We start from the raw sequence: 23744 nt of genomic DNA, 5'->3' as shown, positions 1-23744 counted from the left end.
ATACCACAAAAAATGCAGGTGGTGATAAACACATGGCATGGATTGAAAGCCACCAAGAACTAGCAAGGCATCCCAAGACAAAACGTTTAGCCAGGCTGCTGGGAGTATCACTCCCGACTGCTATCGGTCATTTGCATTTGTTTTGGTGGTGGGCAATGGATTACTCCCAAGATGGCGACTTATCCAAGTATGATTCCGCCGACATTGAAGATGCATGCGAATGGGACGGTGTTCCCGGAAAACTGTATTCCGCGCTGAGGGACTCTAAATTCGTTGACCACGACGATATTATTCATGACTGGTACGACTATGCGGGACGTCTCGTGGAAAAGCGTGAGCAAAATAAGGAAAGGAAGAGACGGTCACGCGCCAAAAAGGTGGAAGACTCCGACGGTCACGCCAATGTCACGCGTGACGACATTGTGACGGATTCGAGTGTCACGGGGCTACCCAACACAACACAACCTAACCATACCGAACCCAACCATACCGAACAGAACATAACCAAAACCGAACCTAGTGACAGCGGTGCGGTCGTTGTCGAATTGAATCCGTACCGGATGTTTCAAAGTGAAGGCTTCGGCACAATCAGCCCAGTAATTGCAGACCAGCTTAATGATTTGGTTGGAACATACGGAGAGCGTTGGGTATGTGAAGCTTTGAAGAAGGCGGTTGTAGCTGGTAAACGGAAAATTAGCTACGTAGTCGGCATTCTTAAAAACTGGCAATCGGAAGGTGTTGACGATCCTTGGACGAAAGAGCCGCAGAAAAAGGGGCTGACAACACGAGGAAATCAAAAACCTGTAATTCCCATTGCTACTGATTCTGAGCCGCCGAATGACGTATCTGACGAAGAATATCACAAAATGCTTCAAGAGGCACAGAAAATGCAGGAAAGCAAAGGTGGGCGATCCCAGCATGCGAAAGCTTTGGCTTAACAAGGTACAGGCCCAGGATAGTGGTAAGCCCTGCTTAATCCCCTTTCAGGCCGAGATCGATGGGGAATTGGTATGGGATGGCAAGTGGACAAGACCTGCTCCCGTGGCAGACATTCTCCTCCCATACACTCGATGCAAAGAGGTCGGATGTCCTGTGCAATACCGTGAGAGCCCTGCAGCTTACGTATACAACGCAGCTGAAAAAAGTCAATTTCGGTATATGCCCTATTGGGCGCGGTTTACCGAGGATATAGACCATAGCAAAATTACAGCCGATGAAGCCAGGATATTGAGCTTTTGCCGTGGCGATGGCGTGAGAAGCTTTGAGAAGTCGAGCTGATTGAGAATGGAGGTTTATATGATGGGGAATAGATGGACCGTCTTCGAATTTTTGAAGTCCCGGACTTTGGAGACCGGACATATTCCTACTCGGCAGGAGCTCGACTCCGAATTTGCTGATATGGATCAGGAAGAGGTTGAGGGCGGTATTCAAGAGTTTGGGAGTCGTATTGGGAAATGGTGCCGCCAAGAGTCAGCGGCCTTGCAATCATAAAATTATAAGGGGTGAAACGGATGCAAGAGGCAATCACTAAGCTGCAAACTGAAATTGAAAAAAACAAGACGAACCCATACATCAAGGTGATAGGGGAGTTCCTAATCAATCATATTCAAGCTAATCCGACCAGTGTCGAAAGGATTCTTGACACTGATAAAACGATAGCAAAGAGTTTGGAAGCTATGAAAAAGGTAGCCCAAAAAAAGCAGGTTAATGGCATGGCGATGTTGACCGATGCAGAAGGATTTGCGATTGTTCTGAAATATTTCGGAGTTGATGAGTCAAAGATTGCTTTGTACGACAGTCCAGGACAGCCAGATGCTCTAGCAACTCCTAGCTTTGACGTAAAACTCGATGATTTTTTGTGAGGTGATTAAGATGGATCGCGAAGAGTTTTCCAAACATTTCTCTACTAAGATCAGCAAGTCTATTGTTCGATTTGTGAATGAAACTGTTCTTAAATCTAGTAGGTATCTCTTTGTTAAGACGGCGGCAGGGGTACAATTCGCATACTGCACATACTGCAAAAAGCAGCACAGAACAGTAGAACGATTAAAGCATAAGCAGGTGACAACGGCGAAATGCCCGCACTGTAAATCTGATTGTAAAGTTCGTGGAGCCGGAATCAGCAGAAAATACATGGTGGATTATGGAGTGTTTGTCTGGTACGAAAAATCAAAAGTGAATCCGAATGCTATAACCGCAAGATTCATATCGGTAATCCGTGATTATAGTGGCGATTTTAAGAATGTCGAAACCAAATTTCATTGTAGCTCTGAATACTTATTTGAGCCAGGCGGCGCCTATTATGCCAATAGTTGGAGTGGAGAGCTGAAACCTGTGACAAGTTCGGCTTTCGATCGATATTATAGCTCCTATAAGCATTGGGAGAGATTTAGATCCGATTCAAATATTCGCCGTGCAGTAAAAGGAACTCCGTTTCAATATTCAACCTGGGAACAATATACGAAATATAAAAATGTGAATTATGTATCAGATATGGTTGAATTTTTTGACTTAGCGGCTCGTTACCCATGCGTAGAGTATCTGACCAAGTCAGGAATGCATGAAATGGTATGGGCGAAATTATACAAAAACAAAACTTATGGAGCTGTTAACTGGAAGGGGAAAACTTTGCCTCAAGTGCTTCGGCTTACCAAACAAGAGATAAAAGAGGCTAAATGTTCGGGACTAATATATAAACCTCTTCATCTGCGTTATTTCCAGAAAGCCAAAAAGAAAGGTCTTCCAATCAATATAACGGAAGCTCACATTCTAGCAGATATTGAAGATACCGGTTATCAGGACTTTTACAAGATCGCATTGACCTTTGGTCCTGAAGAAAAGATCATCAAATACCTGCTGAAACAAATGAAAAAAGGTCATTACACCAAGGCCACTAGAGTTTTAACAGATTGGCGCGACTATCGTGGTCAATGTGCTGAACTTGGAATCAGTATAAAAGAAGAACATAACCTGTTCCCGAACGATTTGCATGAAGCACACTTAAAGCTTACACGTCGGATAAAAATTAAAAAGGACAAATCACTGAATGAAAAAATAGAACGGCGTTTACCCGAACTAGATAAGTTCAGATTTGAATGGAATGGATATTTGATAAGACCGGCTCGTTCTTCAATTGAGTTGTTTGAAGAAGGTAAGAACTTAAGTCATTGTGTCGGTGGATACTCTAAACGGTATGCCGAAGGAAAAGTTGATCTATTCGTAATTCGAAAGTTGAATGAACCGGATACATCATTCTATACGTTGGAGGTAAGCGGTGGGAAGGTCGTTCAATGTCTCGGGTTTGAGAACTGTGATATGACACCGGAGATAGAAAAGCTGGTAAATGTGTTCACTGTTCGAAAGTTAATGCCTAAGAAGACAAAAGTGAAAGTAGGGATAGCTGTATGACAACACAATTATCCACCCGAACAGCTGATGTTATAGCGATTGAAATTAATGCAATCAAGGACCAAACGAAGACACTGATCCTTAACAACAGTATCGAGATTGGCCGCCGACTCGTCGAAGCCAAATCAATGCTTCCTCACGGTGAATGGGGGAAATGGCTCCAGGAATCTGTAGACTATTCTCAAAGTACGGCTAACAACCTAATGAAAATATTTGACCAATACGGATCGAACCAGATTTCATTGTTCGGGGCAGAGGCAGATTCCCAATCGCTTGGCAGTTTGTCCTATACACAAGCCGTGGCGCTTCTGGGAGTGCCAGCGGAAGAACGCGAACAATTCGTTAAGGAGAATAACGTGGAAGACCTATCCACTCGCGAGCTTCAGAAGTTGATTAAGGATAAGCAAAAACTTGAAAAAGAGTTGAAGGAAGCGAACGAGAAGGTGGAGCGAGAAAAATTAGAGAGAGAAAAAACAGAGTCGAGTCTTGCTGAGATGCAGCAACAAAATGCAATGAATTACGAGCTGGCCGAACGGTATAAGGCCGAAATGGAAGCAGCAACCGCATCTGGAAATGATGAACGGGCTGCCGAACTCCAGGAGGAATTAAACAAAGCGCAGGCTGATTTGGTTGACTCGGCCAAAAAATTGAAGGAATTGGAGAAGCAGCTAAAGTCAAAACCAATCGATATACCAGCCAAGGAAATTATTGAAAAGGTACCAGAAGAGATTGAGAAAGAACTGACTCAGCTGCGTGAGAAGGTAAAGCGTAGTGACAATGAGGCTTTGGCAAAGTTTTCGGTATATTTCGAGGCTGTCACAAGTAACTTTGGCAATCTCCTATCCGTCCTGCATGAGATCAAAACTAATGTACCGGAGGAGCACGAGAAGTATCGTAAGGCTGCGGCTGGATTGCTTGAACGAATGGGAGAAAGAGTCAAATGAACCCCTTGGCAGTGCAAATGATTGAAAGTGCGCTTGGTCCGCTGATCCGATCCGGTTGCCGAATCGAGCGCCTAAACCTTGTCGTTTGTCCACGAGCCGAGATTGCAACGCATCAAGCAATAAGAACCAGGTACGGCCAGGTTCGCATCAAGCCAGATGAATACGTAAGGAAAGGGTTGTCTTACCTGATCGAAGATCCTGGGCGAAAGGGTAGAGGATTCGCGTGGGTGTATGGATATAAGGCGCAGTAGACATAAACTGTGCAGTTGAAAGGTGGCGCGCAAGTGACCAAGCGAGAAAGAATTGCTCGCATTTCATGTGCTGTACAAACAGCGAGATCGTTGGAACAGAAACAGGAGCATATTGTTGAATTGCTCACTGAGTTAGCAGAAGGCACACGGTACGAAGGTGATGTTAAAGAAGCGCTGGACGCTTTGGAAAGACATAAGGAAGCCGTAAGGAGTGGTCGGAACTGGTAATGCACATTACGAACGGAATAAGCCGTAAATAAAAAGAATCCGCCGCAGTTGATTGGTCGTCGCGGCGGCGGATTAAGGCAATATATTCCTTTCATTATTATACCAAATAATGAGGGGAATGAGGGGAATGCTGTTGGCAGCAGAAAGAACGGAAGAGCAAGGGGAACTCTGGCCGTCGATAACCGAAATTGACAAGTTGAAAACGCGTAAATTGCTCGAAGAATATATGAAGAACAAGCAGATGGTAATGGCATTTTCCCAAAAGGCTAATCTGCCAGATCAAATGAGGAAGGTCTACGAAACAAAGAAGGAAGAGATCGAGAATATCGAGCTGGCCTTCAATTTGATTCAAGATACAGAAGTAAAACGAATCGTGGAGCACAGGTTCTTTAAATTAAGACGTTACAAGGATACGGTAATCTTTTATAGAGGCAGCATGAGCGAAAGCACTGTAGATCGTTACATTGATAAGGGAATCTCGGCGGTGGCCGATAGTCTTAAATTGTGGGGAATCCTCTGAAAAAAACTGAGGGTAATCCGACGGTACCATGACGGCGTTCTGACGGCGGTACGGGGATACAGTAGGTACAGGTAATCATTACCTGGGTACATGCCTACTTGCCCCTTATCGCTGTAGGCGCTCGGCCATGCTGTGGGTCATATCATGTGACCTTAGACGTTGATCGTCAAGGGCGTGGACTGTGGGGAGGCGGTTAAGAGCACCGCAAATTTTATTATGGCCTTCATGGTTTGGACAGGTTCGAATCCTGTTAAGGCCTGTGGAAGTTTTCTTCATAACCTATTTGTCGCCATCTGGGAAACCGGGTGGCCTTTTTTATGGAATGAGGTGTGAAATGAAGCAGAACAAACCAATGGTGAGGCAGCCTCTTCAATGCAGGGGATGTGTTTGGGGTAAGTGGGAGGCGTCCGCTCAGTTTTGCTTAAAGCCAGGGGACTTATGCGAGAAGGGTTCCATGCCTAAAGTCGGTGATAAGAAATGAACACGGTTCAGCCGATTCGTGATATGGAGATCCTTCAGGACATTATGGATTATCTGGAGGGGACCAATTACCGAAACTTTATCATGTTCCTCATCGGCATAGATACAGGGTTGCGAATAAGCGATATTCTTAGATTGAGAGTCAGAGACGTAACCGGCACACACATTTCAATCCGCGAGAAAAAAACGGGCAAGCAGAAACGAATACTGATAACCTCTGAGCTGAAGAAGAAGCTCGCCCAATACATTGCCGGGAAGCCGCCCAATGAATTCCTGATTAAGAGTAGAGAAGGTACAAACCGTCCGATTACTAGGGAAATGGCATACAAGATCGTCCGATCTATAGGGGAAGAGTTTGGATTGTCGGAAATCGCATGCCATAGTCTGAGAAAGACTTTCGGCTATATTTTCTATAATCAGACTACCGCTAAAGATATAGCGCTGCTGATGATCTACTTCAATCACTCTTCACCTCAAGAAACACTACGATATATCGGCATGGCTCAAGATACCATGGACATGGCTTTAAAAAAGCATCGAAGATAGCCAGTTACTCATATCTGGCATATGTTAAATTCAAATCGAGCAGACAAGAGAAGCCCAGGCTATGCGTGGGTTTTTAAGCATGATCTGAGTTTAACAAAACCTGTAATATGAGTAATTCATTCTGCCATAAATTGGACAATCAAAAGGGTGGGATCGGGTGAGTTTGCGTCCGAATAAACCGTGCAAGAAGCCTGGATGCGGAGAGTTAACGAGGGAAGGTTACTGCTCCATGCATGCGCCTCTAGCAAGAGGGTATGACCGTAATCGAGGTTCGTCCGCAAAGCGTGGGTACGGGCGATTATGGAGGCGTGAGCGTGCAGCTTTCCTTATGGAGAACCCGTTATGTGTGGAGTGTTACAAGAACGATCGGGTGACTGCTTCGTCAGTAGTGGATCACATCATACCGCATAAAGGAGATCAAAAACTATTCTGGGACCGCGGCAATTGGCAAGCATTGTGTAAGCAGTGTCATGACTCCAAGACAGCACGGGAAGATGGAGGGTTTGGGAATTAAAAAAGCCACCATAACGGCGGCTTTATAGCAAAAATTTGGTCTGCATGATGCTATCAGAAATGTCATTCCAGTAATTTCTTTCACAGTAGCAAGACCCGCACTTTCGAGTTGACACAGTTACATGGCTATAGTCGTATCCGCTATTCATAAGTGCTGTTCTTATTGCTAACTTTGCATGTCTTCCATAATTCTTGCCATTTCGAATGTATTTCGGATTATCGATGATTATTTCCTCAAGATATGGATCAAAAGGGAGGATATCCATCGTATCTCTCAGAGTAATCATTTCTCGATAGTTTCCGAGGGAATACGACTCATCGAACTCATCAAAACTGGAAAAATACTTGTCTTCGTCGTCAAAGTGGGATTTCCAGTATATCGGGTTATCTCTTGTTACCCATACAGGCGGAAGATTACTGTCTTTAAGTAATTCGAGACTAAGCTTAAAGAGTACTGGTCCATAGTGATTCTGACGTCCAAAGCGCTCATGTAGATCAACGCTATCCACAAATATATCGTTCCATACATTAAATCGCTTATCGTCATCATCAGAAGATTGAGGGGTTTGGACAAGTCCCCTGGCTTCTACAGCACCTCTCGATAGCAAACCGCCTTCTTGAATAAAAGTACAAGAAGTAACTACTGTATTGGCGTGATAAAGGTGTGTAATCCCTTTTTTGCTAAGGGATTCGTAAAAATCGTGGTTATCTAGTTCCATGGTACACCTCCTTTCATAGTAAATTTTACCTATAATATTTTAATACAATTATGGCCCCCCGGTCACTTAAAAAATTTACAAGAACTGGAGTAGACCGCGGCCCCCTCAAATGCAAAAAAAAGTCCCCGTGGCGAAAATGGGGAAAGGAGGTTTGAGAATTGGCAAACCCAGTCATTGATTTCAATCATATGCGAGTCGGAAAAAAAGGCGGCGGGAAAAACTGGACCAAAAAAGAAGTTGAAGCTCGGGAGGAAGCATCCAAAAAATTCGAGCGAAAGAAAAAGCTCAAACTTCGAATTCCCGAATGGCTGGATGATCCCGCCCGAAAGATTTGGAGAAAGACGGTCAAGGACATGGAAGAGTTCGGCGTGCTCGACAAAGTGGATGAGGATGTACTTGGGATTTATTGTGACGCAGTATCGAAGGTACAGGAGGCGAACCGGCTTATTGATGAACATGGTTACACGGAAACCAACAAGTCCGGTGTAAAAGTACCTAATGCTTACGTTCAAATGTCACAGCGCTACGCCAACATTGCTCTGGCGTATTCGAACAAGCTTGGCCTGAATGCGGAATCTCGGGCCCGCCTTGCAAAGCGTCAGGCAGACACAGACCCGGATCCAGATGCAGAACTCTTTGATTAATTGGGAAGACCTTCATCCAACGAATCAATACGCTGCTGAAATTGTGCTCGGCATCCGGCCTAGCTGCGAGTTGGAACGTTTAGCCTGCCAGCGTCACCTGGATGACCTGAAACGTCAAGCAACGCCGGATTTTCCGTATGTTTTCGATGAAAGTCGGGCTGATCGGGTGTTTGAATGGTTTGAACGCTGCTGTCGTCACGTTCGCGGTGTGTTCAGTGGACAAATGATCGAGCTCCTGCCCTTTCAAAAATTTGATATGGGCGTTGTCTACGGTTGGGTCCACATGGATACGGGACAGCGCAGATTCCGAAAAGCGTTCCATCTTCGAGCCCGAGGCAATGTAAAATCGACGGAAATGAGTGGACTGGCCCTGTATGGGATGTGCGCGGATTGTATTTATCCTCCAGGTCAACCCGAGTTGAGAAAATATGAGCATAGCCCGGAAGTGGATTGTGCGGCGGTCGATAAAGGGCAGGCCAAGCGCGTGTGGGGCGATGCTCGGGAAATGGGCATGAACAGTCCGGCGATATCGAAACGGCTTCGTATTCGCCGCGGATACATTGAACACGCTTCACGCGGTGGCTTGCTTAAACCGTTGAGCAAGGACACCAAGAATAAAGACTCAGGCGCTCCTTGCTTGGTTGTCATCGATGAATACCACGCCCACCCGACATCCGAAATCCTGGACGTATCCTATTCAGGTTTCGGGAAGCGGCTACAGTCGCTTATGCAAATTATCAGCACGGCGGGCAAGGATGCTGAGAATAGTCCATGTAAAAAAGAATACGATTTTTTATGCAAAATGCTACGAGGCGAAGTGCCTATGCAGGAAAGCTACTTCGCGATGATTCGAGAATTGGATCCGGGCGACGATCCTCATAACCCACAAACATGGGGAAAGCCTAATCCCGTCCTGCAGGAAGACAATGAATACGCTCAGGAACTACGCCGTCAGATTCAAGCAGAACACGATGAAGCTTTTGGAGCCGGTAACCCTGATAAAATTCGTGAATGGCTCACTAAACGAGTGAACCAATGGCAAAAGGATAGCGAAAACAAGTACATGTCCACGAATCATATGAACAAATGGAAGTCCCTTGCGATGCCGCGAGCGGACTTTTTTGAATTGGTCAAAGGTTACGAGACGTGGAGCGGGTTGGATTTATCTAAAACCACGGATTTAACGGCCGTTGGTTACGTCTTCCGACTGCCGGAGGGTCGCTTTGCGGTAACTGCTCATGGGTTCATGCCAGCTGAGCGAGCGAAACAACACGAACACAGTGACCGGGTGCCTTATCGCCATTGGGCAGATGAAGGATGGTGCACGCTGACTCCTGGTGAAGTTGTGGACTACAGCTTTATCCAATCCTACATGGAGAAAATGGAGCGGGAACATCAATGGTTCGTACAGGAGGTCTGTTACGATCCCTATAATGCTACCCATTTCACTCAGCAGCTGGAACAGCAGGGCTATGAACGAGTGGAAATCCGTCAAGGCGTGCAGACACTTTCCGAGCCGACAAAGTTTTTCCGTGAGCTTCTCCTGAAAGGTCTTGTCGTTCATGATGGAAGCCCACTTCTAACATGGTGCTTATCCAATGCCGTTGAGATTATCGACAATAACGGAAATATCAAACTCAGCAAAAAGCACAAAGATGACAGCCAGCGGATCGACTTAATCGCAGCGGTCATTAATGCCCTTGTTCGGGCGATGGTTGGTGACGGCCGGATTGATTTGAACGCCCATATTATGGACGATGACTTCTCGTTCTAAACGGGAAGGGGGTGATAAATCTATGAAAACAAACGTCTTCCGTCGTTGGCGGGAGCGGCGATCCGATGAGGATTCGTTTTTGAATCCTAAGCAATGGCTTCTGGACCTATTTGGAGTCTCCAACACGGCCAGTGGTGAGCGGATTACGAATGATATGGCGCTGCTGAACAGCAACGTCTACACATGTGCTTCCATCTTAGGTGGGGACATCGGCAAGCTGCCGCTGCAGGTGTTCAGGCAGAGGGGGAAAGGAATCGAAAAGGATGACTCTCATCCTGTGACTCGCCTTTTAGGCGTGCGTGCCAATCCATATATGAGCGCCTACACATTCAAGGAGCTGATGCAAGTCCATGCAACGGTATGGGGCAATGGATACGCTAATATCGAATGGGAAACCAGTGGTCCAAACAACGGTAGACCAAAAGCGCTGTGGCCGCTCGACCCTTCAAGGACGGATGTCCATATGGATAACGTCACCGGGGAAGTATGGTATGTCACGACGCTGCCGAGCGGTGAGCTGCGAAAGATCAAACATGGGGACGTGCTTCATTTTAAGGCCATAAGTAAGAGTGGGCTTAAAGGGATCACACCCATATCCGTCATTCGTGAGGAACTAGGCGTTCAGCAATCACAACGAAAGTTTCTCGGTTCGTTTTATTCCAACGGGACCGCGACCCGAGGCATCTTAAAGCTTCCGGCAGGCGCAACCTTGGATAAACCCGCCAAAGAAAAAGCGCGGGATGAATGGCAAAAGGCAAATTCAGGACTTAACAACGCACATCGTATCGCTATCCTGGATGCAGGGATGGAATACCAGAACCTGGGGATGCCGCTAAATGATGCTCAATTCATCGAAACGAGCAAATTCGGTATTGCTGAAGTCGCCAAAATTTATAAAGTTCCCGGTTACAAGCTGGGCTTAACGGACGTGAAGTTTTCCAACATGGAGAACCAATCCCTCGAATACGTAAAAAGCACTCTGCAGCCGATCATGACGAACTGGGAACAAGAATGTGACTATAAGCTGTTCACGGAGTTGGAACGGCGACGTTATTACACAAAATTCAATGTGGCCGGAGAGCTTCGCGGCGACAGCACAAGCCGGGCCGCTTATTACAAGGAAATGATTGCGATGGGCATCTACTCAATCAATGAGGTCCGTGAGTTGGAGGAGCGGGATAACATCGGGGAGATGGGCGACCGGCATTTTGTCAGTCTGAACTATGTCAGTCTCGAAAAAATGGATCAATACCAGGCGCTGAAAGCCGGTCTTAAATCCGAGAAGGGAGGTGAGTAAATGGATGATTTGATCAAACGTTTTATTCCTGCCGAAAAAATTGAGATCCGAAGTACAGGTAATGAAGGAGAATCAACAACACGATCGGTCGTCGGTTATGCCGTAAAGTTCAATCGTCGCAGTCAGCTTATTTGGGGTGAATTTTACGAACGTGTAGCCAAAGGCGCCTTTGCCCGCAGCCTGAAAGAAAACACAATCAAGGCGTTTTGGAATCATCGCAGTGATTTTGTTCTTGGATCAACTAAAAGTGGAACGCTGCGGCTTTGGGAGGACGAAGAAGGGTTAGCCTTCGAGCTTGATTTGCCTAATAACACTTGGGGGAATGACGCCATGGAATCCATCCAACGTGGTGATGTGGACGGTGTAAGCTTTGGTTTCTATGTACGTTCCGATTCATGGCAGTATCTCCCTGATGAGGACGTCTATGAGCGCACGCTCCTTGATGTTAACCTTTTCGAAGTATCGCCGACGCCCTTCCCTGCCTATGAAGATAGTGAAGTCAATCAGCGGAGCATCGAGCAGCTGGGCATCACTACGAAGGAGCAGCGGAAGCTGGAAAAAGAAAAATTATTGTTGGAACTGGACTTGTTGGCTATCGGCTGACAGGTCTTTTTAATATTCAAATAAATCATTGATGGAGGTTCACTATGGACGAAAAGGAACGCGAATTGCGCCAAAGACTGGCGGCAAAATTGGAAGAGGCCCGCAGCTTTGCTGCTGAAGGCAAGCTTGACGAGGCAAGAGCGGCGAAGGATGCAGCGAAGGAGCTCCGAAGTCAAATTGATTTGCTGGCCGAAATTCGTGATACGGACACACCTGGAGCCACAACCCCAGTTGTTGAACCGGAAAAACGGGCAGAAGATCCTGACAAAGCTGTACAATACCGCAGCGCCTTCTTGAAAACATTGCGCAATAAGACGCTCAACGCTGAAGAACGTACGTTGATCGAAGAAAGCACAATTGAAGAAACCCGTGGTATGCAGGGAGGTTCCGATGAGGACGGTGGTTTGATCGTTCCGCAGGACATCAACACCATGATTCACGAGCGTAAACGGCAGTTCATTTCATTGGAAACATACGTGACGGTCGAACCGGTTTCTAGTCGGAGCGGGTCGCGTGTAATCGAAAAGAATGCCGATATCACACCATTCGTGGAAATCACGGAGTTGACTGACCTGGATGATATGGACAACCCGAAGTTTTCACCTGTGAAATTTGACATCAAGGATCGCGGCGGAATTATGCCAATCAGCAACAGCTTACTGAATGATACGGACCAAAACTTGATGTCTTACATTTCGAATTGGATTGCCAAAAAATCAGTGGTCACTCGCAACCAATTGATTCTGTCACTGCTCAATACGAAAGCGAAGGTAAAGCTATCCGGCCTGGATGATGTGAAGAAGGTCTTGAATGTGGATTTAGACCCAAGCATTAGCCTGGGGGCTATCATCTTGACGAACCAGGATGGATTTCATTGGCTGGATACCCAAAAGGATAGCGATGGCCGGGATTTGCTGCAGCCTGATCCAGCGAACCCGAGTCAAAAGATGCTTAAAGGTAAAACGATTGTGGTGTTGGCGAATCGTTGGTTGCCAACAACGGGTACTGATACAAAGTTGGCTCCTATGATCATCGGCGACTTGAAAGAGGCAATTGTTCTGTTTGATCGTCAGCAATATTCCATTGCTTCAACAAATGTCGGCGGTAAGTCTTTCGCCCGCAACTCGACCGACGTTCGCGCCATTCAGCGTGAGGACGTGCGTGGTTTTGATCTGGATGCAGTTGTATACGGTCAAGTTACCATCTCATAGATTCTAGGGGCAAAGCCCCTGAAATGGAGGTAAGACATGTATTCTACAAAGAACTATAAGGAGCCCGGCGGGGAGCGCTGGGTAATTCAAGGTGTCCTCGCCCTGGAAGGAGAGGGCAAAATCACGATGAACGGGAAAGAACTCGTTCTGAATGGCGAAGGAGCTGGACCGGAAGGTCCAGCGGGCCTATCCGCCTATGAACTTGCTGTAAAACACGGTTATGATGGGACCGAGGAAGAATGGCTTCTCTCTCTTATGGGTAAGGCCGGTGAAGCGGGACCCAAAGGGGAGAAAGGAGAAGCAGGAGCCAAAGGCGCAACCGGAGCAAAGGGAGAGCCGGGTTTTCCGACGGAAGAAGAATGGAATGCATTGCTGTCCCGCGTAGCTGCTCTTGAAGCAGCACAAGGGGGCGGAAAATAGTGCTGACCACCTTGGACCGCTTGAAAGGATTGCTTGGCCTGCAGGCGGATGTTTTCGGGGATGAGATGCTGACGCTGCAAATTGCGTCGGCATCTTCTGTTATTGAGAACCGTTGCAAGCGTCAATTCAAAAAGCAATGCTACTCAGAACGTGTAAGCGGGGACCCGAGGTCAAAATATATCAACTTACGGAATTACCCAGTACACAGCGTTGAATTCCCAAGCGGTTGGGAATATGAGGTGCTGGAGGATGGTCGCATATTCCGGTCAGCTGGTTGGCCTTCCGGGGAGAACAATATTGACGTCTCCTATATTGCCGGGTATGTCCTTCCTGGGGATGCAACGGAGGAAGATCCGCGAACGCTGCCGGAGCCCTTAGAACTCGCCTGCCTGCTTTTGGCGCAGCATGGGCTTCGAGATCCGGCTATCAAATCTGAGCGAGTAGGAGACATCAGCGTTACGTATTCAGATTCGCCGGAAGAGGGGCGTTTACCAACAGCCGTGGATGCTTTAATTTCACCGTATATAGGACGGTGGGTTTAAATGCCAAGAGCAACCAGAAGACGCACTAGACGAGCGAACGTAGAGGTCACGGAGACGACGTACTTGCCGGGAATCCTCAAAAAGCTTGAAGAATTGACCAAGCATGAAGTGCATATCGGGGTCCAAGGGGACGCTGAAACGGCTATGATTGCAGCTATTCACGAATTCGGTTCAGTCAAAGCCGGCATCCCAGCGCGGGCTCCGATTGGTGGAGGTAAACGAAAGGCACAGGCTGCTATCTCGAAGCTGGTAAAGTCCGGAATTAACGAAATTGTTCTGAAAAACGAAACTGCCCAAGGACTGCTGCAAAACGTTGGCCAAACGGGGCTGCAAAAACTGACCCAGAACTTTGACAAGATCCGGCAGCCGCCACTCAATCCGATCTATGCGAGGAAGAAAGGTAACAATAAAATCCTCGTGGCTCAGGAAAAGAAACTTCGTGACTCTCTCACGTTTATTGTGGTGCGAAAGAGGTGATAGGCATGAGGACATTCCAGTTCGCAGGCATGCTGCGGAAATATAACCGGCCATACACCTTGGTCCGGCTCGGTAAAACGGAAAAGTACGATGATTACGGGGACCCTGTGCCGTCTCAGACGGAGAGGATAACCCATTTCGGCCATATTCAGCCCGTAGATGCCAAGTTACAGCAGGTCGAGGGCGGACGCTACACAGCCGAAGACCGAGCCTTATACACGGTATCAGAGCACCAATCCGGGGACCTGATTGAATACCAAGGCATCCAGTACACTGTCGATGCTCCCGAACCCCGGGATTACAGTGACGTGAACAAATACATCTTGAAAAAGGTGATCGCCAATGATCCCGTACAATGATATCCGCAAGGTTTGGGTGCAGGGGCTGAAGGTGCTGCTGAAGTTGGACGTGATCAACATGAACGGCGGCGCAGACATGCCTAAAACGGCATTCCTGGCATATAACCTTTTTCCCAACGAGGAGCCTTCCAGCGGGCGGATTATGGTATCTCAACATAACGGCAAGCAGCTGCTGCAGGAGACGGTCAATTTCACCGTCTCTTTTTTGTCGTATGCAGATGATAACGTGACAAGCACCCTTAACGCCATGCGAGTGCGAGACTGGTTTAAGACGGACGGCCGCGAAGCTCTGAAGGATATGGATGTGATTGTCACATCGATCGGAAATGTTGAAAACCGGGATATCAATATTGGTCCGGAATGGGAGCGCCGGATGGGCTTTGATGTCGAGCTGCGGACCACGGACACAACGGAACAAGCAGTTATACCAATTGAAAAAGCGAATATCAAAAGGAGTTGAACGAATTGAGTAATAGTGATGTGCAAGTCATCATCGAGATTCAACGGCCGACGCCGATTGTCGGTATGGGTAAACCGTTAATTCTCGGCACAAGCGCAGCCGGGCAAGATTACAAGGTCTATCGGGACCTGGAAGCAGTTAAAGAAGACCACGCGACTAGCTCAGAGGTTTACAAGGCAGCATTTGCTTTGTTTAATCAGGGCGATAATTCGCCGGAATCCATTGCGGTAATGCTGTCCAAGACGGGTGACGTCATGGCGGACTTCCTGCCGACCGTGTTCGCAAAGGACTTTTATTACCTGTTATCGACGAGCAGCACCCTTGCCAACATTACGGCTATTGCGGATGCAGTCGAAGCAGATGACTCCCGGCTTTTCCTGGCTAGCACCAGTAGCCTTGATGACTTGGGGAAAATCTTTGCCAATAAGTACAAAAGAACGGCTGTGCTTTATCACAAGAATCCTGACAACTATCCAGAGGCTGCATGGGTGGGCCGGGCAGGTTCAGCGCCTCCGGGTAGCTTGACGTGGAAATTCAAAAAGTTGAACGGGATAGTTCCGCTGGAGCTTACCAATTCGGAGCTTTCACAGCTTGAAGGCATGAACGGCAATACGTACATCGTGAGGGCAGGGGATCCAATAACCAGCGAAGGCAAAACCATTTCCGGTGAGTATATCGACATCATCCAATCGCAGGATTACATCACACAGCAGATCACGAACAAGGTTCAGAAGTTGTTTAACCGCAGCGACAAGGTAAGCTTTGACAACAACGGCATTGCTCAAATTGAGGCCGAAGTAAAAACAGTCCTGAAGATGGCTGATAACAACGGCATGATTGCCCATGATGATGACGGCCTGCCGATCTACAGCACTGCATTTAAAACCCGTTCCCAAGTCGATCCGCTGGACCGCGAAAAGCGTGAATACAACGGCGGCACGTTTACTTTTGAGCTGGCCGGGGCGATCCATAAAACCAAAATCAAAGGCGTAATTAAGCTGTAAGGAGGCTAAATAACCATGCAATACGATCCAATGGACCTTACCGTCACGGTTGGCAGTGTATTTATTACCGGGTTTTCCGAGGATTTGGCCGAGTGGGAGAAGGACGAAGACAGCAAGACGGCCAAGGTCGGCGCTCAGGGCGATGTCATTACAAGTAAAGTAAATAATCCCTTGGCTACTTTGACGCTTACTCTGCTGTCTTCCAGTCCGCAGGTGGCCTATCTGGACAAGTTGGCCGTGACTGGCGAGGAAGTTCCCGTGTCCGTGATTTACAACGGAGACCCGAAAGAAAGCATTACCTCCACCCGAGCGTTCGTTAAAAAGCCAGCAGCACGGACCTATGGCAACGAAGCCGAGGACCGGGAATATGAAATTCAAATGCTTGACCACACCATTATCTAATCCAAAATCCCAAAATTAAAGGAGATAAATTTCTATGAACTTCAAACAAAAAAATTACACATCCAAATCCGGTAAGGAGTACACTTTCCAGCACCCAGGAGTGCGGACCATCTCCAAAATCAATGACGCCAGCAAGAATAAGCATGGTGTTGTGTTGGAAGAACGGCTTGCAGAAGAAATCCTGAAGTCCGTTGTTGTGGTTCCAAAACTCAATATTGATGACTTCACGGATTATAGCGAATTTTCAGAGGTGATCAACGCCGCATATTCCTTCGTAACCGGACAGGATAAACAGGGTGGTGACGGCAATGATCAGCAAGAAGGAGGCCCATCGGAGAGCTAATGAACGCTGGCAGCAATGGCGGTTGTTGCTGTCTGATATGAACATCTCCTATTCCGACTTATTTCAAATGGATGATGATGATATTGCCGAAGCGAACGCAGCTTTGGACATTCATATCAAGCAACAAAAACGTGAAATGAACAAAGGCAAAAGCAAAGAATGAGCGCCCTAAACGGCGCTCTTTTTGTATTGTGAGGTGAGAGATATTATGGCCGGTGGCATCATAGGCAATTTAATGTTTGCCGTGGGTTTTAAAATCGGCACAAGCGCACTTAGGAATGCTCAAAACCAAGTGGATAGTCTGCAAAAGAAGGTCATAGCCTTTGGTGCTGCGGGGGCCATTGCGTTAGGCGGATTTGCTGTGGCCGCAACCGAAGCAGCTGCGAATTTTGAAAAATCCATGTCCCATGTGCAGATGGCAACGGGTGCGACGAATGAACAGATGGAGGCAACAAAAGCGATAGCCACGGAACTTTATAACCAAAATTTCGGGGAGTCATGGCAGGATTTGGGGAGTGCTATTGCTGAAACAAGCCAAATCACAAGGCAACAAGGCAAAGACTTGGAGAACACCACCAGAAATGCCTTACTGCTGCGGGATGCATTCGGGTATGAAGTGTCTGAATCGGTTCGCGCAGCAGATACTGTGATGAAGAATTTCGGCATCACCTCAGATCAGGCATTTAATCTGATCGCTCAAGGTAAACAAAAAGGACTAGATTTCTCCGGGGAACTGCTGGATACCTTGAATGAGTATTCGCTTCAGTTCAAATCGCTGGGATTTAATGCAGATCAGATGTTTGATACCTTGGCTGCAGGTGCAGCTGAGGGAGCATTTAACCTGGATAAGGTCGCAGATGCCGTTAAAGAATTCAATATCCGTTCGAAAGATGCCGGAGACAATAACGCCATTCAAGCTTACGAAATGCTTGGTCTTAATGCTGAAAAGATGATGCATACCTTTGCCGAAGGTGGCCCAAAAGCTCAGAAGTCATTCCAGCAGATTATCCAAATGATTAGCGATATTGCCGATCCAGTGGAACAGAATACAGTTGCTACTGGTTTGTTCGGTACGCAATTTGAGGATCTGCAAAAGGATGTAATTACAGCTATGGGCTCCGTTCAAAACCAATTTGATATGACCAAGGATTCAATGGGGGAGTTAAACCAAATTAAGTTTAACACCCCTGGTGAGGCGGCAGCGCGAATAGGGAGGCAGTTAGAAACAAATCTACTTATACCAATTGGCAAGAAGTTACTTCCTTATCTCACTCAATTTTCGGAGTGGCTTGAGCAGGCTGGGCCGCAATTGCAGCAGGTCGCCGGGGCTTTGGTTGATGGATTGGCTAATGGCATTGAAAAGGCGACAGATGTGCTTAGTTTTTTAACAGACAATATAGATGTTGTTGGCCCCGCATTGGCTGGATTTGCTACTGTAATTTTAATCAGCTTAATCCCTTCTATGTGGGCTGCCGCAACAGCCGGGTGGGCTATGATAGCTCCATGGCTCCCGATTATAGCCATCGCTGCATTGGTTGCCGCAGCTATCGCTGGGGTTATACTGGTCTTTAAAAACTGGGGAGCCATCAGTACATGGCTTGTAAATGTTTGGAATGCCTTCAAAGCGTGGGTAGTCAATATCTTCAATAGCATTGTCGAGTTCTTCCGTACCTGGGGGGCCACAATACTAATCGTTCTTGGCGGACCTGTCGTTTGGGCGGTGGCCTTGATCATTAAATATTGGGACCAAATCAAGGCATTCACGATATCGGTTTTCACCGGGATCGGCAACTTCATTAAATCCATTTGGACTGGAATGACGAACAGCGTTTCGAATTCAGTCATGAATATCTTTAACAAGATCAAATCCATTTGGACACAAGTCACTGGATTTCTGCAGGGGATCAACCTTTTCGACATCGGTAAAAACATCATTGAGGGCATGGTGAACGGTATTGGCTCTATGGCGAATGCCGTAGTGGACAAGGTGAAAGAGATCGGTAACAGCATTACCGACAAGGTGAAAAGCATCCTGGGCATCCACTCGCCATCCAGAGTCATGATGGAACTGGGTTTTTACACTGGTGAAGGCTTGGCGCAAGGTATCGACGGGACTCAGGACCGGGTTTCTGCTGCTTCCGCCGGGCTAGCTGATGAAATCATTACAGCTCCAAGCACAGCGCCAGCAAAAGCACTTCAACCAGCCAGAGTTGCTTCTGGTCAGTCGGCGGGAGCTATGGACATTAAAGTAAGCATCGATCTGCGGGCAGATGCCAGTGATGCCAATGTTGCTGCATCCGTAGGTGATGAAGTTGACCGCAGAGTGCAGGCGATACTTGAACAAGTATTCCGCAGAATGGGCTTGCAAGCGCCGGAGGTGGTGCAGTAATGGCAACGATTGACGGAAAATACATCTGGGTTGATAAAGAGCCATCAAGTTTTGATGTCGATATCACAAGCCAACCGGTGGAAAAAGATATCGATATGACGGATCATGTGCAACGTAAAGCACGGACCCTTACCTTGAATGGTGAGGTTTCCGGGGAAGATGCGGCAGAAATTCATGATTATCTGGTCAATGCATCCGACACCGGCAAGATTGTAAAGTACATTGGCCGAATGTCGTTTAGTGGATTGATCAGCGGACTGTCCACCGATCGCTCTTACCAAACGGCAGACGGATTCACCTTTACGTTCACGCTGACCGAGGTTCGAATAGCCCAGTCTTCGTACATCAATAAGCTGCCTGTACCCGTAAAGGCTCAGGCGGCCAAGATCGTTAATAGCGGTGTGAAGCAAACCAAATCCAATAAGTCGACAAAATCCAAGGACAAGAAAACGAAAGATAAGAAGAAATCAACCAAGAAAACATCGAGCAAGAAGGAACCCGTTAAAAAGGTGAAATTCAAAAAAGGAAGCCCATGGGCGGGGTAAGTAGGTGGGAGAATGGATTATGAATTCATTGAAATAGAAAAGGATCTTATTCCTTATCGTTTTGATATCTCTTTGGCGGACGAGATGTTCACCTTCGAGGTCCACTACAACGAGGAATTTGATTTTTTTACCGTTAACCTGGAGCGTAATGGTGAGATTCTGGCCGTTGGCGAAAAGCTTATCTATGGCATGCCGTTGTTTTACGATGTGCAGGATAACCGATTCCCGAAGGTGCCGATTGTACCGCTGGACGAATCCGAACAGCAAAGCGATGTAAACTGGCAGACGCTTAATGAGAGCGTCTTTTTGTTTGTAATTGAAGGTGATGAGGATGAATAACTTTGGCCGGGTCATCGAAGTCATGACAGCAAATATGAAGTTTCCGAGTGAGTTTTACAACATTGAAGGCAAGGTGCCTTTTGATAGTGATCCCTTGCCGAATGAATCGGAAATCAAAATTTGGAACCTGTCCGACAAGACGATAAACAACATCAAACGCGGTGAAGTCCTGATGCTGAACGCTGGATATAAAGGGGATGTCGGCCTGCTGCTGCATGGCTACATCTCTAAGGTATCGACTACCTGGGAAGGCGTGGACAAAATTACGTTCATCAATGTCCTGGACAGTGAGGACCTTTCCAAGCGTGAGGTGAAGGAGATAGCCTTTGCCAAGGGAACGCTGGCAAGCCAAATCATTAAGCAAATGGCCGGGTACATCGGTCTTCCGATTGCTCAAATGGAGCTGAACCAGGATTACCGATACCAGGACGGCTATACAGCTAAGGGGCAGGTAACGGAGATCATTACAAAGGTCTGCAAAGACTGCGGCACCTCCTGTTACATTAACAAAAACAAGCTATATATCCGTAATCTGCGACGCGGTGGGGATTCGGTATTCAAGGTAAACAAGGAAACAGGTTTAATCGGAACACCGGGACGTTTTGAAGATGGGACAACCAAGGGATTCAACGTCAAAATGCAGCTGCAGCACCGGGTAACAACGGCATCGGTCATTGACCTTGCATATTCGCAGTTCACAGGCCGGGTGCATGTTCGCGGCGGCTCCCATACATTCAGCCGTACAGGTGACTTCATAACAGAAGTGGAGGCGATTTTATGAGGACGGACCCGGCGGGCAGCATGTCGGCTATATTAAATGGCTTCTATGACAAAATCTTCAGCGATTTGCATGTGGGATTCCTTTGCCAGGTCGTCTCCTATGATTCCAGTAAGTGTGCAGCTGACGTGCAGCCCTTGATTAAAACAACTGCCGATGCACCTGCCATGATCCAGGGCGCCCAAATCCTTGCACATCGGTTCGTTGTCAACGGCGGTGAGCCGCAAGTATACAAACCGGACCTGAAGCAAGGTGATATTGTTTTTGTCGTCTGTGCGGATCGGGAAATCAAAAATGCGCTTGGCGGCGCGGTGGCATCAGCCAGCACGTCACGAATGCATGACGTTAATGACGCGGTCATATTGGGGGTGCTTGGATGCAGTCTTTCAAGTTAGAGAACGGCGATTTGGTCTTTGACAGCTCTGGAGATTTGGTCATGATCGAAGGTGAAATAGAACTGGCTCAATGCGGTGAGATTGCGTTAGGGACAAACCTTGGCGAATGGTTCCTTAATCCTGAAATGGGCATTGATTTTGGATTGTTCCTCGGAAAGAACCTTAATCAAGAGCAAATGAGAGATGAAATCAGGCGCTGCCTCCTGCAGGATGAACGAATTTCAAGGGTTGATGAGGTAATTTTCAGGCAGGATAAAAGATCACGAATACAGGAAATTGCCTTTAAAGCTACGGCGGTAACCGGCGAATTGATTCAGAGGGAGGTGAGCATAGGTGCTTACTGAAAAAGGCTTTCAGCGTAAACGGTTTGAAGACCTCTTTGCGGAAGCCGAGGACAAGGCAAAGGAAGTATTTGGTGAGAAGGTAAACACTTCTGAAAGGTCGTTCCTGGGCATCCTGCTGCGTCTTTTCGCCTGGTTTATGGCTAAACTTTGGGGTTTGGCGGAGGACGTCTACAACAGTGGCTACATTCCGACGGCAACAGGCAATAACTTGGATCGCCTTGGCCCGAATGTTGGGATTACTCGGGTTTTGGACCAATACGCTGCGGGTTACGTGATCCTAACCGGCACTCCGGCCCATACCGAAACAGCAGGTTTCAGAGTGGGTACCGAAACGGGAATCATTTATGAAGCGCTGGAAGACTTCACATTTGGGCCGGATGGAAAAGCTTCGGTTAAGGTCGAGGCATTGGAGCCCGGTCAGTCCGGCAATATTGCGGCCGGTATGATTACGGTGATTGTTAATCCTAACCCTGATGTGACGGCCGTTACAAATCCGGAACGAATCACAGGGGGCCGCGAAAAGGAAACGGACCCGGAATTTCGGTCCCGGTATGAATTATCGGTGGCTGGTGGAGGCTCGGCTTCCGTCGATGCGATCCGGGGGGCCTTGCTTAGACTTGATAAGGTCCGAGCAGCTGCCGTGATTGAAAATAACACGATGCAGCCTGATACAGATGGACGGCCGCCGAAATCAATCCAGGTTTATGTTCTAGGCGGTGATGATCAAGAAGTTGCCGAAACAATTTTCACCAAGCAGTCTGGCGGCATCGAAACATATGGAGACATCAGCAAAGAGGTCTTGGACCTGGGAGGATATCCACACATCATAAAGTTCAGCCATGCCGAAGAGGTGCCTATATTCGCGAATATCGAGGTTATCAAAAACGATCGGTATCCAGCCAATGGCGACGAATTAATCCGGAATGCAATCATTAGGTATATTGGTGGCGAAGATGCGGCCGGCAGTTATTACAACGGTCTGTCTATGGGTGGCTCAGTCGTTTATACCCGGCTGATAAGTGCAGTTTATTCGGTGGATGGGGTAGAGGATGTGGCCCTTACCGTTGGAAGCAGCGTCGAAACCATGCTAGGTCAAAACGTACAGATTGCCCCGTACCAGGTCGCTCAAACTACAGCGGGCCATATTGAGGTGTTAAGCCATGTTTAGCATGAAAGACATGCTGGGTCGGTTCATGGATGTATTCAATAAGGATCCGAATTCCAATATCGGCAAGCTTATCGGGATCTTATATGGGCAGTTCAAAGAGATTGGGGATACATTGGAAACAATTCGGGATTGGCGCAGCATCGACAGGGCGAAGGGCACGACTCTGGATATGATTGGTCAAAATATCGCACAGCCACGCGGCGCGGCTACCGATGAGGTATACCGCGTCTTGTTGTATTCGAAGATCGCGCGCAACCTTTCCCAGACGGACATTAACACAATTATTCGGGTCCTGGCGCTTGCACTGAACTGCGATTACAAGGATATCAGGATCCAGCCGAAATATAACGATCCATTGGAACCGGAACCAGCAGCATTGTCCCTGATTCGTGTTCCGATTAAGCGCCTGAACGAAGTCGGTATGTCACCGATGCAGTTCGGCCAGATCATTCAAAAAACGGTGGCCGCTGGGGTCCGGGTCGCTCAAATCGAGTTGGCCGGGACATTCCAACTATCGTCAAAATACGGAGCATTGGAGACCGGACCGACCGGGCTGGCCGATCCGGATATGACGACAGGCGGCACGCTTGGAGAGGTTTACGTACCGGGTCACGATTACGCATTACCAATATAGGAGGGAT

32 protein-coding genes are annotated in these 23744 nt (G+C 47.5%); 31 read left to right on the top strand and 1 reads right to left on the bottom strand.

All coding sequences use genetic code 11. The annotated features are described in order from the left end of the window. Window positions 1-32: 32 nt before the first annotated feature. The 9 genes from ACTHPM_RS19180 (at window position 33) to ACTHPM_RS19140 (ending at window position 6891) form a co-directional block, all read left to right on the top strand. Window positions 33-938 (top strand): DnaD domain-containing protein, encoded by a 906-nt coding sequence (locus tag ACTHPM_RS19180; RefSeq protein WP_440397173.1) that lies wholly within the window; start codon window positions 33-35, stop codon window positions 936-938. 361 nt (window positions 939-1299) lie between these two features. Further along, on the top strand, window positions 1300-1491 hold the full coding sequence (locus ACTHPM_RS19175) for a hypothetical protein (protein WP_440397174.1): 192 nt from the start codon (window positions 1300-1302) through the stop codon (window positions 1489-1491). 20 nt (window positions 1492-1511) lie between these two features. Beyond that, on the top strand, window positions 1512-1862 hold the full coding sequence (locus tag ACTHPM_RS19170; protein WP_440397175.1) for a hypothetical protein: 351 nt from the start codon (window positions 1512-1514) through the stop codon (window positions 1860-1862). A 10-nt stretch (window positions 1863-1872) separates the two neighbouring features. Further along, on the top strand, window positions 1873-3408 hold the full coding sequence (locus ACTHPM_RS19165; protein ID WP_440397176.1) for a PcfJ domain-containing protein: 1536 nt from the start codon (window positions 1873-1875) through the stop codon (window positions 3406-3408). After that, window positions 3405-4352 carry a DUF3102 domain-containing protein gene (locus tag ACTHPM_RS19160; RefSeq protein ID WP_440397177.1) on the top strand — a complete coding sequence of 316 codons (948 nt, stop codon included), beginning with the start codon at window positions 3405-3407 and terminating at the stop codon, window positions 4350-4352. The genes ACTHPM_RS19165 and ACTHPM_RS19160 overlap by 4 nt, the downstream gene beginning before the upstream one ends. A gap of 284 nt (window positions 4353-4636) precedes the next feature. After that, a complete protein-coding gene (locus tag ACTHPM_RS19155) occupies window positions 4637-4831 on the top strand; it encodes a hypothetical protein (protein ID WP_440397178.1) in 195 nt (64 codons plus the stop codon). 127 nt (window positions 4832-4958) lie between these two features. Further along, window positions 4959-5351 (top strand): hypothetical protein, encoded by a 393-nt coding sequence (locus ACTHPM_RS19150; protein ID WP_440397179.1) that lies wholly within the window; start codon window positions 4959-4961, stop codon window positions 5349-5351. Window positions 5352-5828: 477 nt separating this feature from the next. Then, window positions 5829-6377, top strand: a complete 549-nt coding sequence (locus tag ACTHPM_RS19145) for a site-specific integrase (protein ID WP_440397180.1) — start codon at window positions 5829-5831, stop codon at window positions 6375-6377. A 328-nt stretch (window positions 6378-6705) separates the two neighbouring features. Next, window positions 6706-6891 carry an HNH endonuclease signature motif containing protein gene (locus ACTHPM_RS19140; protein WP_440397181.1) on the top strand — a complete coding sequence of 62 codons (186 nt, stop codon included), beginning with the start codon at window positions 6706-6708 and terminating at the stop codon, window positions 6889-6891. Between the two features lie 22 nt (window positions 6892-6913). On the opposite strand, the gene ACTHPM_RS19135 is transcribed toward ACTHPM_RS19140, so the two are convergent. After that, a complete protein-coding gene (locus ACTHPM_RS19135; protein ID WP_440397182.1) occupies window positions 6914-7609 on the bottom strand; it encodes a hypothetical protein in 696 nt (231 codons plus the stop codon). Between the two features lie 158 nt (window positions 7610-7767). Between ACTHPM_RS19135 and ACTHPM_RS19130 the strand changes: the two genes are divergently transcribed. From ACTHPM_RS19130 to ACTHPM_RS19025, 22 genes are read left to right on the top strand one after another with little or no spacing between them, the layout of a single operon-like run. Next, a complete protein-coding gene (locus ACTHPM_RS19130; protein ID WP_440397183.1) occupies window positions 7768-8253 on the top strand; it encodes a phage terminase small subunit P27 family in 486 nt (161 codons plus the stop codon). Continuing rightward, window positions 8246-10027 (top strand): terminase large subunit, encoded by a 1782-nt coding sequence (locus tag ACTHPM_RS19125; RefSeq protein ID WP_440397184.1) that lies wholly within the window; start codon window positions 8246-8248, stop codon window positions 10025-10027. The genes ACTHPM_RS19130 and ACTHPM_RS19125 overlap by 8 nt, the downstream gene beginning before the upstream one ends. A 22-nt stretch (window positions 10028-10049) precedes the next feature. After that, window positions 10050-11324, top strand: coding sequence for a phage portal protein (locus tag ACTHPM_RS19120; protein ID WP_440397185.1), 1275 nt, complete (start codon window positions 10050-10052; stop codon window positions 11322-11324). Then, window positions 11325-11927 carry an HK97 family phage prohead protease gene (locus ACTHPM_RS19115; RefSeq protein WP_440397186.1) on the top strand — a complete coding sequence of 201 codons (603 nt, stop codon included), beginning with the start codon at window positions 11325-11327 and terminating at the stop codon, window positions 11925-11927. Between the two features lie 44 nt (window positions 11928-11971). Next, a complete protein-coding gene (locus tag ACTHPM_RS19110; protein WP_440397187.1) occupies window positions 11972-13138 on the top strand; it encodes a phage major capsid protein in 1167 nt (388 codons plus the stop codon). Between the two features lie 36 nt (window positions 13139-13174). Further along, a complete protein-coding gene (locus ACTHPM_RS19105) occupies window positions 13175-13558 on the top strand; it encodes a collagen-like triple helix repeat-containing protein (RefSeq protein WP_440397188.1) in 384 nt (127 codons plus the stop codon). Further along, complete coding sequence (locus tag ACTHPM_RS19100) at window positions 13558-14100, top strand: phage gp6-like head-tail connector protein (protein ID WP_440421637.1); 543 nt, start codon at window positions 13558-13560, stop codon at window positions 14098-14100. Before ACTHPM_RS19105 ends, ACTHPM_RS19100 begins: the two co-directional genes overlap by 1 nt. Beyond that, a complete protein-coding gene (locus ACTHPM_RS19095) occupies window positions 14101-14577 on the top strand; it encodes a hypothetical protein (protein WP_440397190.1) in 477 nt (158 codons plus the stop codon). 5 nt (window positions 14578-14582) lie between these two features. Then, on the top strand, window positions 14583-14936 hold the full coding sequence (locus tag ACTHPM_RS19090) for a hypothetical protein (RefSeq protein ID WP_440397191.1): 354 nt from the start codon (window positions 14583-14585) through the stop codon (window positions 14934-14936). After that, on the top strand, window positions 14920-15396 hold the full coding sequence (locus ACTHPM_RS19085; protein ID WP_440397192.1) for a phage neck terminator protein: 477 nt from the start codon (window positions 14920-14922) through the stop codon (window positions 15394-15396). Before ACTHPM_RS19090 ends, ACTHPM_RS19085 begins: the two co-directional genes overlap by 17 nt. 5 nt (window positions 15397-15401) lie before the next feature. Further along, a complete protein-coding gene (locus tag ACTHPM_RS19080) occupies window positions 15402-16400 on the top strand; it encodes a DUF3383 family protein (RefSeq protein ID WP_440397193.1) in 999 nt (332 codons plus the stop codon). Window positions 16401-16415: 15 nt separating this feature from the next. Next, window positions 16416-16802: a phage structural protein gene (locus ACTHPM_RS19075; RefSeq protein ID WP_440397194.1), complete on the top strand. Its 387-nt coding sequence runs from the start codon at window positions 16416-16418 to the stop codon at window positions 16800-16802. A gap of 34 nt (window positions 16803-16836) precedes the next feature. After that, entirely contained in the window at window positions 16837-17145 is a 309-nt protein-coding gene (locus ACTHPM_RS19070; protein WP_440397195.1) for a hypothetical protein, read from the top strand. Then, window positions 17111-17308 (top strand): hypothetical protein, encoded by a 198-nt coding sequence (locus tag ACTHPM_RS19065; protein WP_440397196.1) that lies wholly within the window; start codon window positions 17111-17113, stop codon window positions 17306-17308. Before ACTHPM_RS19070 ends, ACTHPM_RS19065 begins: the two co-directional genes overlap by 35 nt. A 45-nt stretch (window positions 17309-17353) precedes the next feature. After that, a complete protein-coding gene (locus tag ACTHPM_RS19060; RefSeq protein ID WP_440421635.1) occupies window positions 17354-19534 on the top strand; it encodes a phage tail tape measure protein in 2181 nt (726 codons plus the stop codon). Continuing rightward, on the top strand, window positions 19534-20079 hold the full coding sequence (locus ACTHPM_RS19055; RefSeq protein ID WP_440397198.1) for a phage baseplate protein: 546 nt from the start codon (window positions 19534-19536) through the stop codon (window positions 20077-20079). Before ACTHPM_RS19060 ends, ACTHPM_RS19055 begins: the two co-directional genes overlap by 1 nt. 12 nt (window positions 20080-20091) lie before the next feature. After that, complete coding sequence (locus ACTHPM_RS19050; protein ID WP_440397199.1) at window positions 20092-20418, top strand: phage baseplate plug family protein; 327 nt, start codon at window positions 20092-20094, stop codon at window positions 20416-20418. Continuing rightward, complete coding sequence (locus ACTHPM_RS19045) at window positions 20405-21199, top strand: phage protein (RefSeq protein ID WP_440421633.1); 795 nt, start codon at window positions 20405-20407, stop codon at window positions 21197-21199. The genes ACTHPM_RS19050 and ACTHPM_RS19045 overlap by 14 nt, the downstream gene beginning before the upstream one ends. Beyond that, window positions 21196-21591: a Gp138 family membrane-puncturing spike protein gene (locus ACTHPM_RS19040; protein ID WP_440397201.1), complete on the top strand. Its 396-nt coding sequence runs from the start codon at window positions 21196-21198 to the stop codon at window positions 21589-21591. The genes ACTHPM_RS19045 and ACTHPM_RS19040 overlap by 4 nt, the downstream gene beginning before the upstream one ends. Continuing rightward, the gene (locus ACTHPM_RS19035; RefSeq protein WP_440397202.1) at window positions 21573-21935 is read left to right on the top strand and encodes a DUF2634 domain-containing protein; all 363 of its coding nucleotides are present in this window, start codon (window positions 21573-21575) and stop codon (window positions 21933-21935) included. The genes ACTHPM_RS19040 and ACTHPM_RS19035 overlap by 19 nt, the downstream gene beginning before the upstream one ends. After that, window positions 21925-23103 (top strand): baseplate J/gp47 family protein, encoded by a 1179-nt coding sequence (locus ACTHPM_RS19030; RefSeq protein ID WP_440397203.1) that lies wholly within the window; start codon window positions 21925-21927, stop codon window positions 23101-23103. The genes ACTHPM_RS19035 and ACTHPM_RS19030 overlap by 11 nt, the downstream gene beginning before the upstream one ends. Then, window positions 23096-23737: a hypothetical protein gene (locus tag ACTHPM_RS19025; RefSeq protein WP_440397204.1), complete on the top strand. Its 642-nt coding sequence runs from the start codon at window positions 23096-23098 to the stop codon at window positions 23735-23737. Before ACTHPM_RS19030 ends, ACTHPM_RS19025 begins: the two co-directional genes overlap by 8 nt. The last annotated feature ends 7 nt before the right edge of the window (window positions 23738-23744 follow it).

Source organism: Paenibacillus sp. SAFN-054 (assembly GCF_051966755.1).
Taxonomy (GTDB): Bacteria; Bacillota; Bacilli; order Paenibacillales; family Paenibacillaceae; genus Paenibacillus_AQ.
Note: the sequence above shows the minus strand (reverse complement) of the source record. Positions and strands in the feature narration are given on the sequence as shown.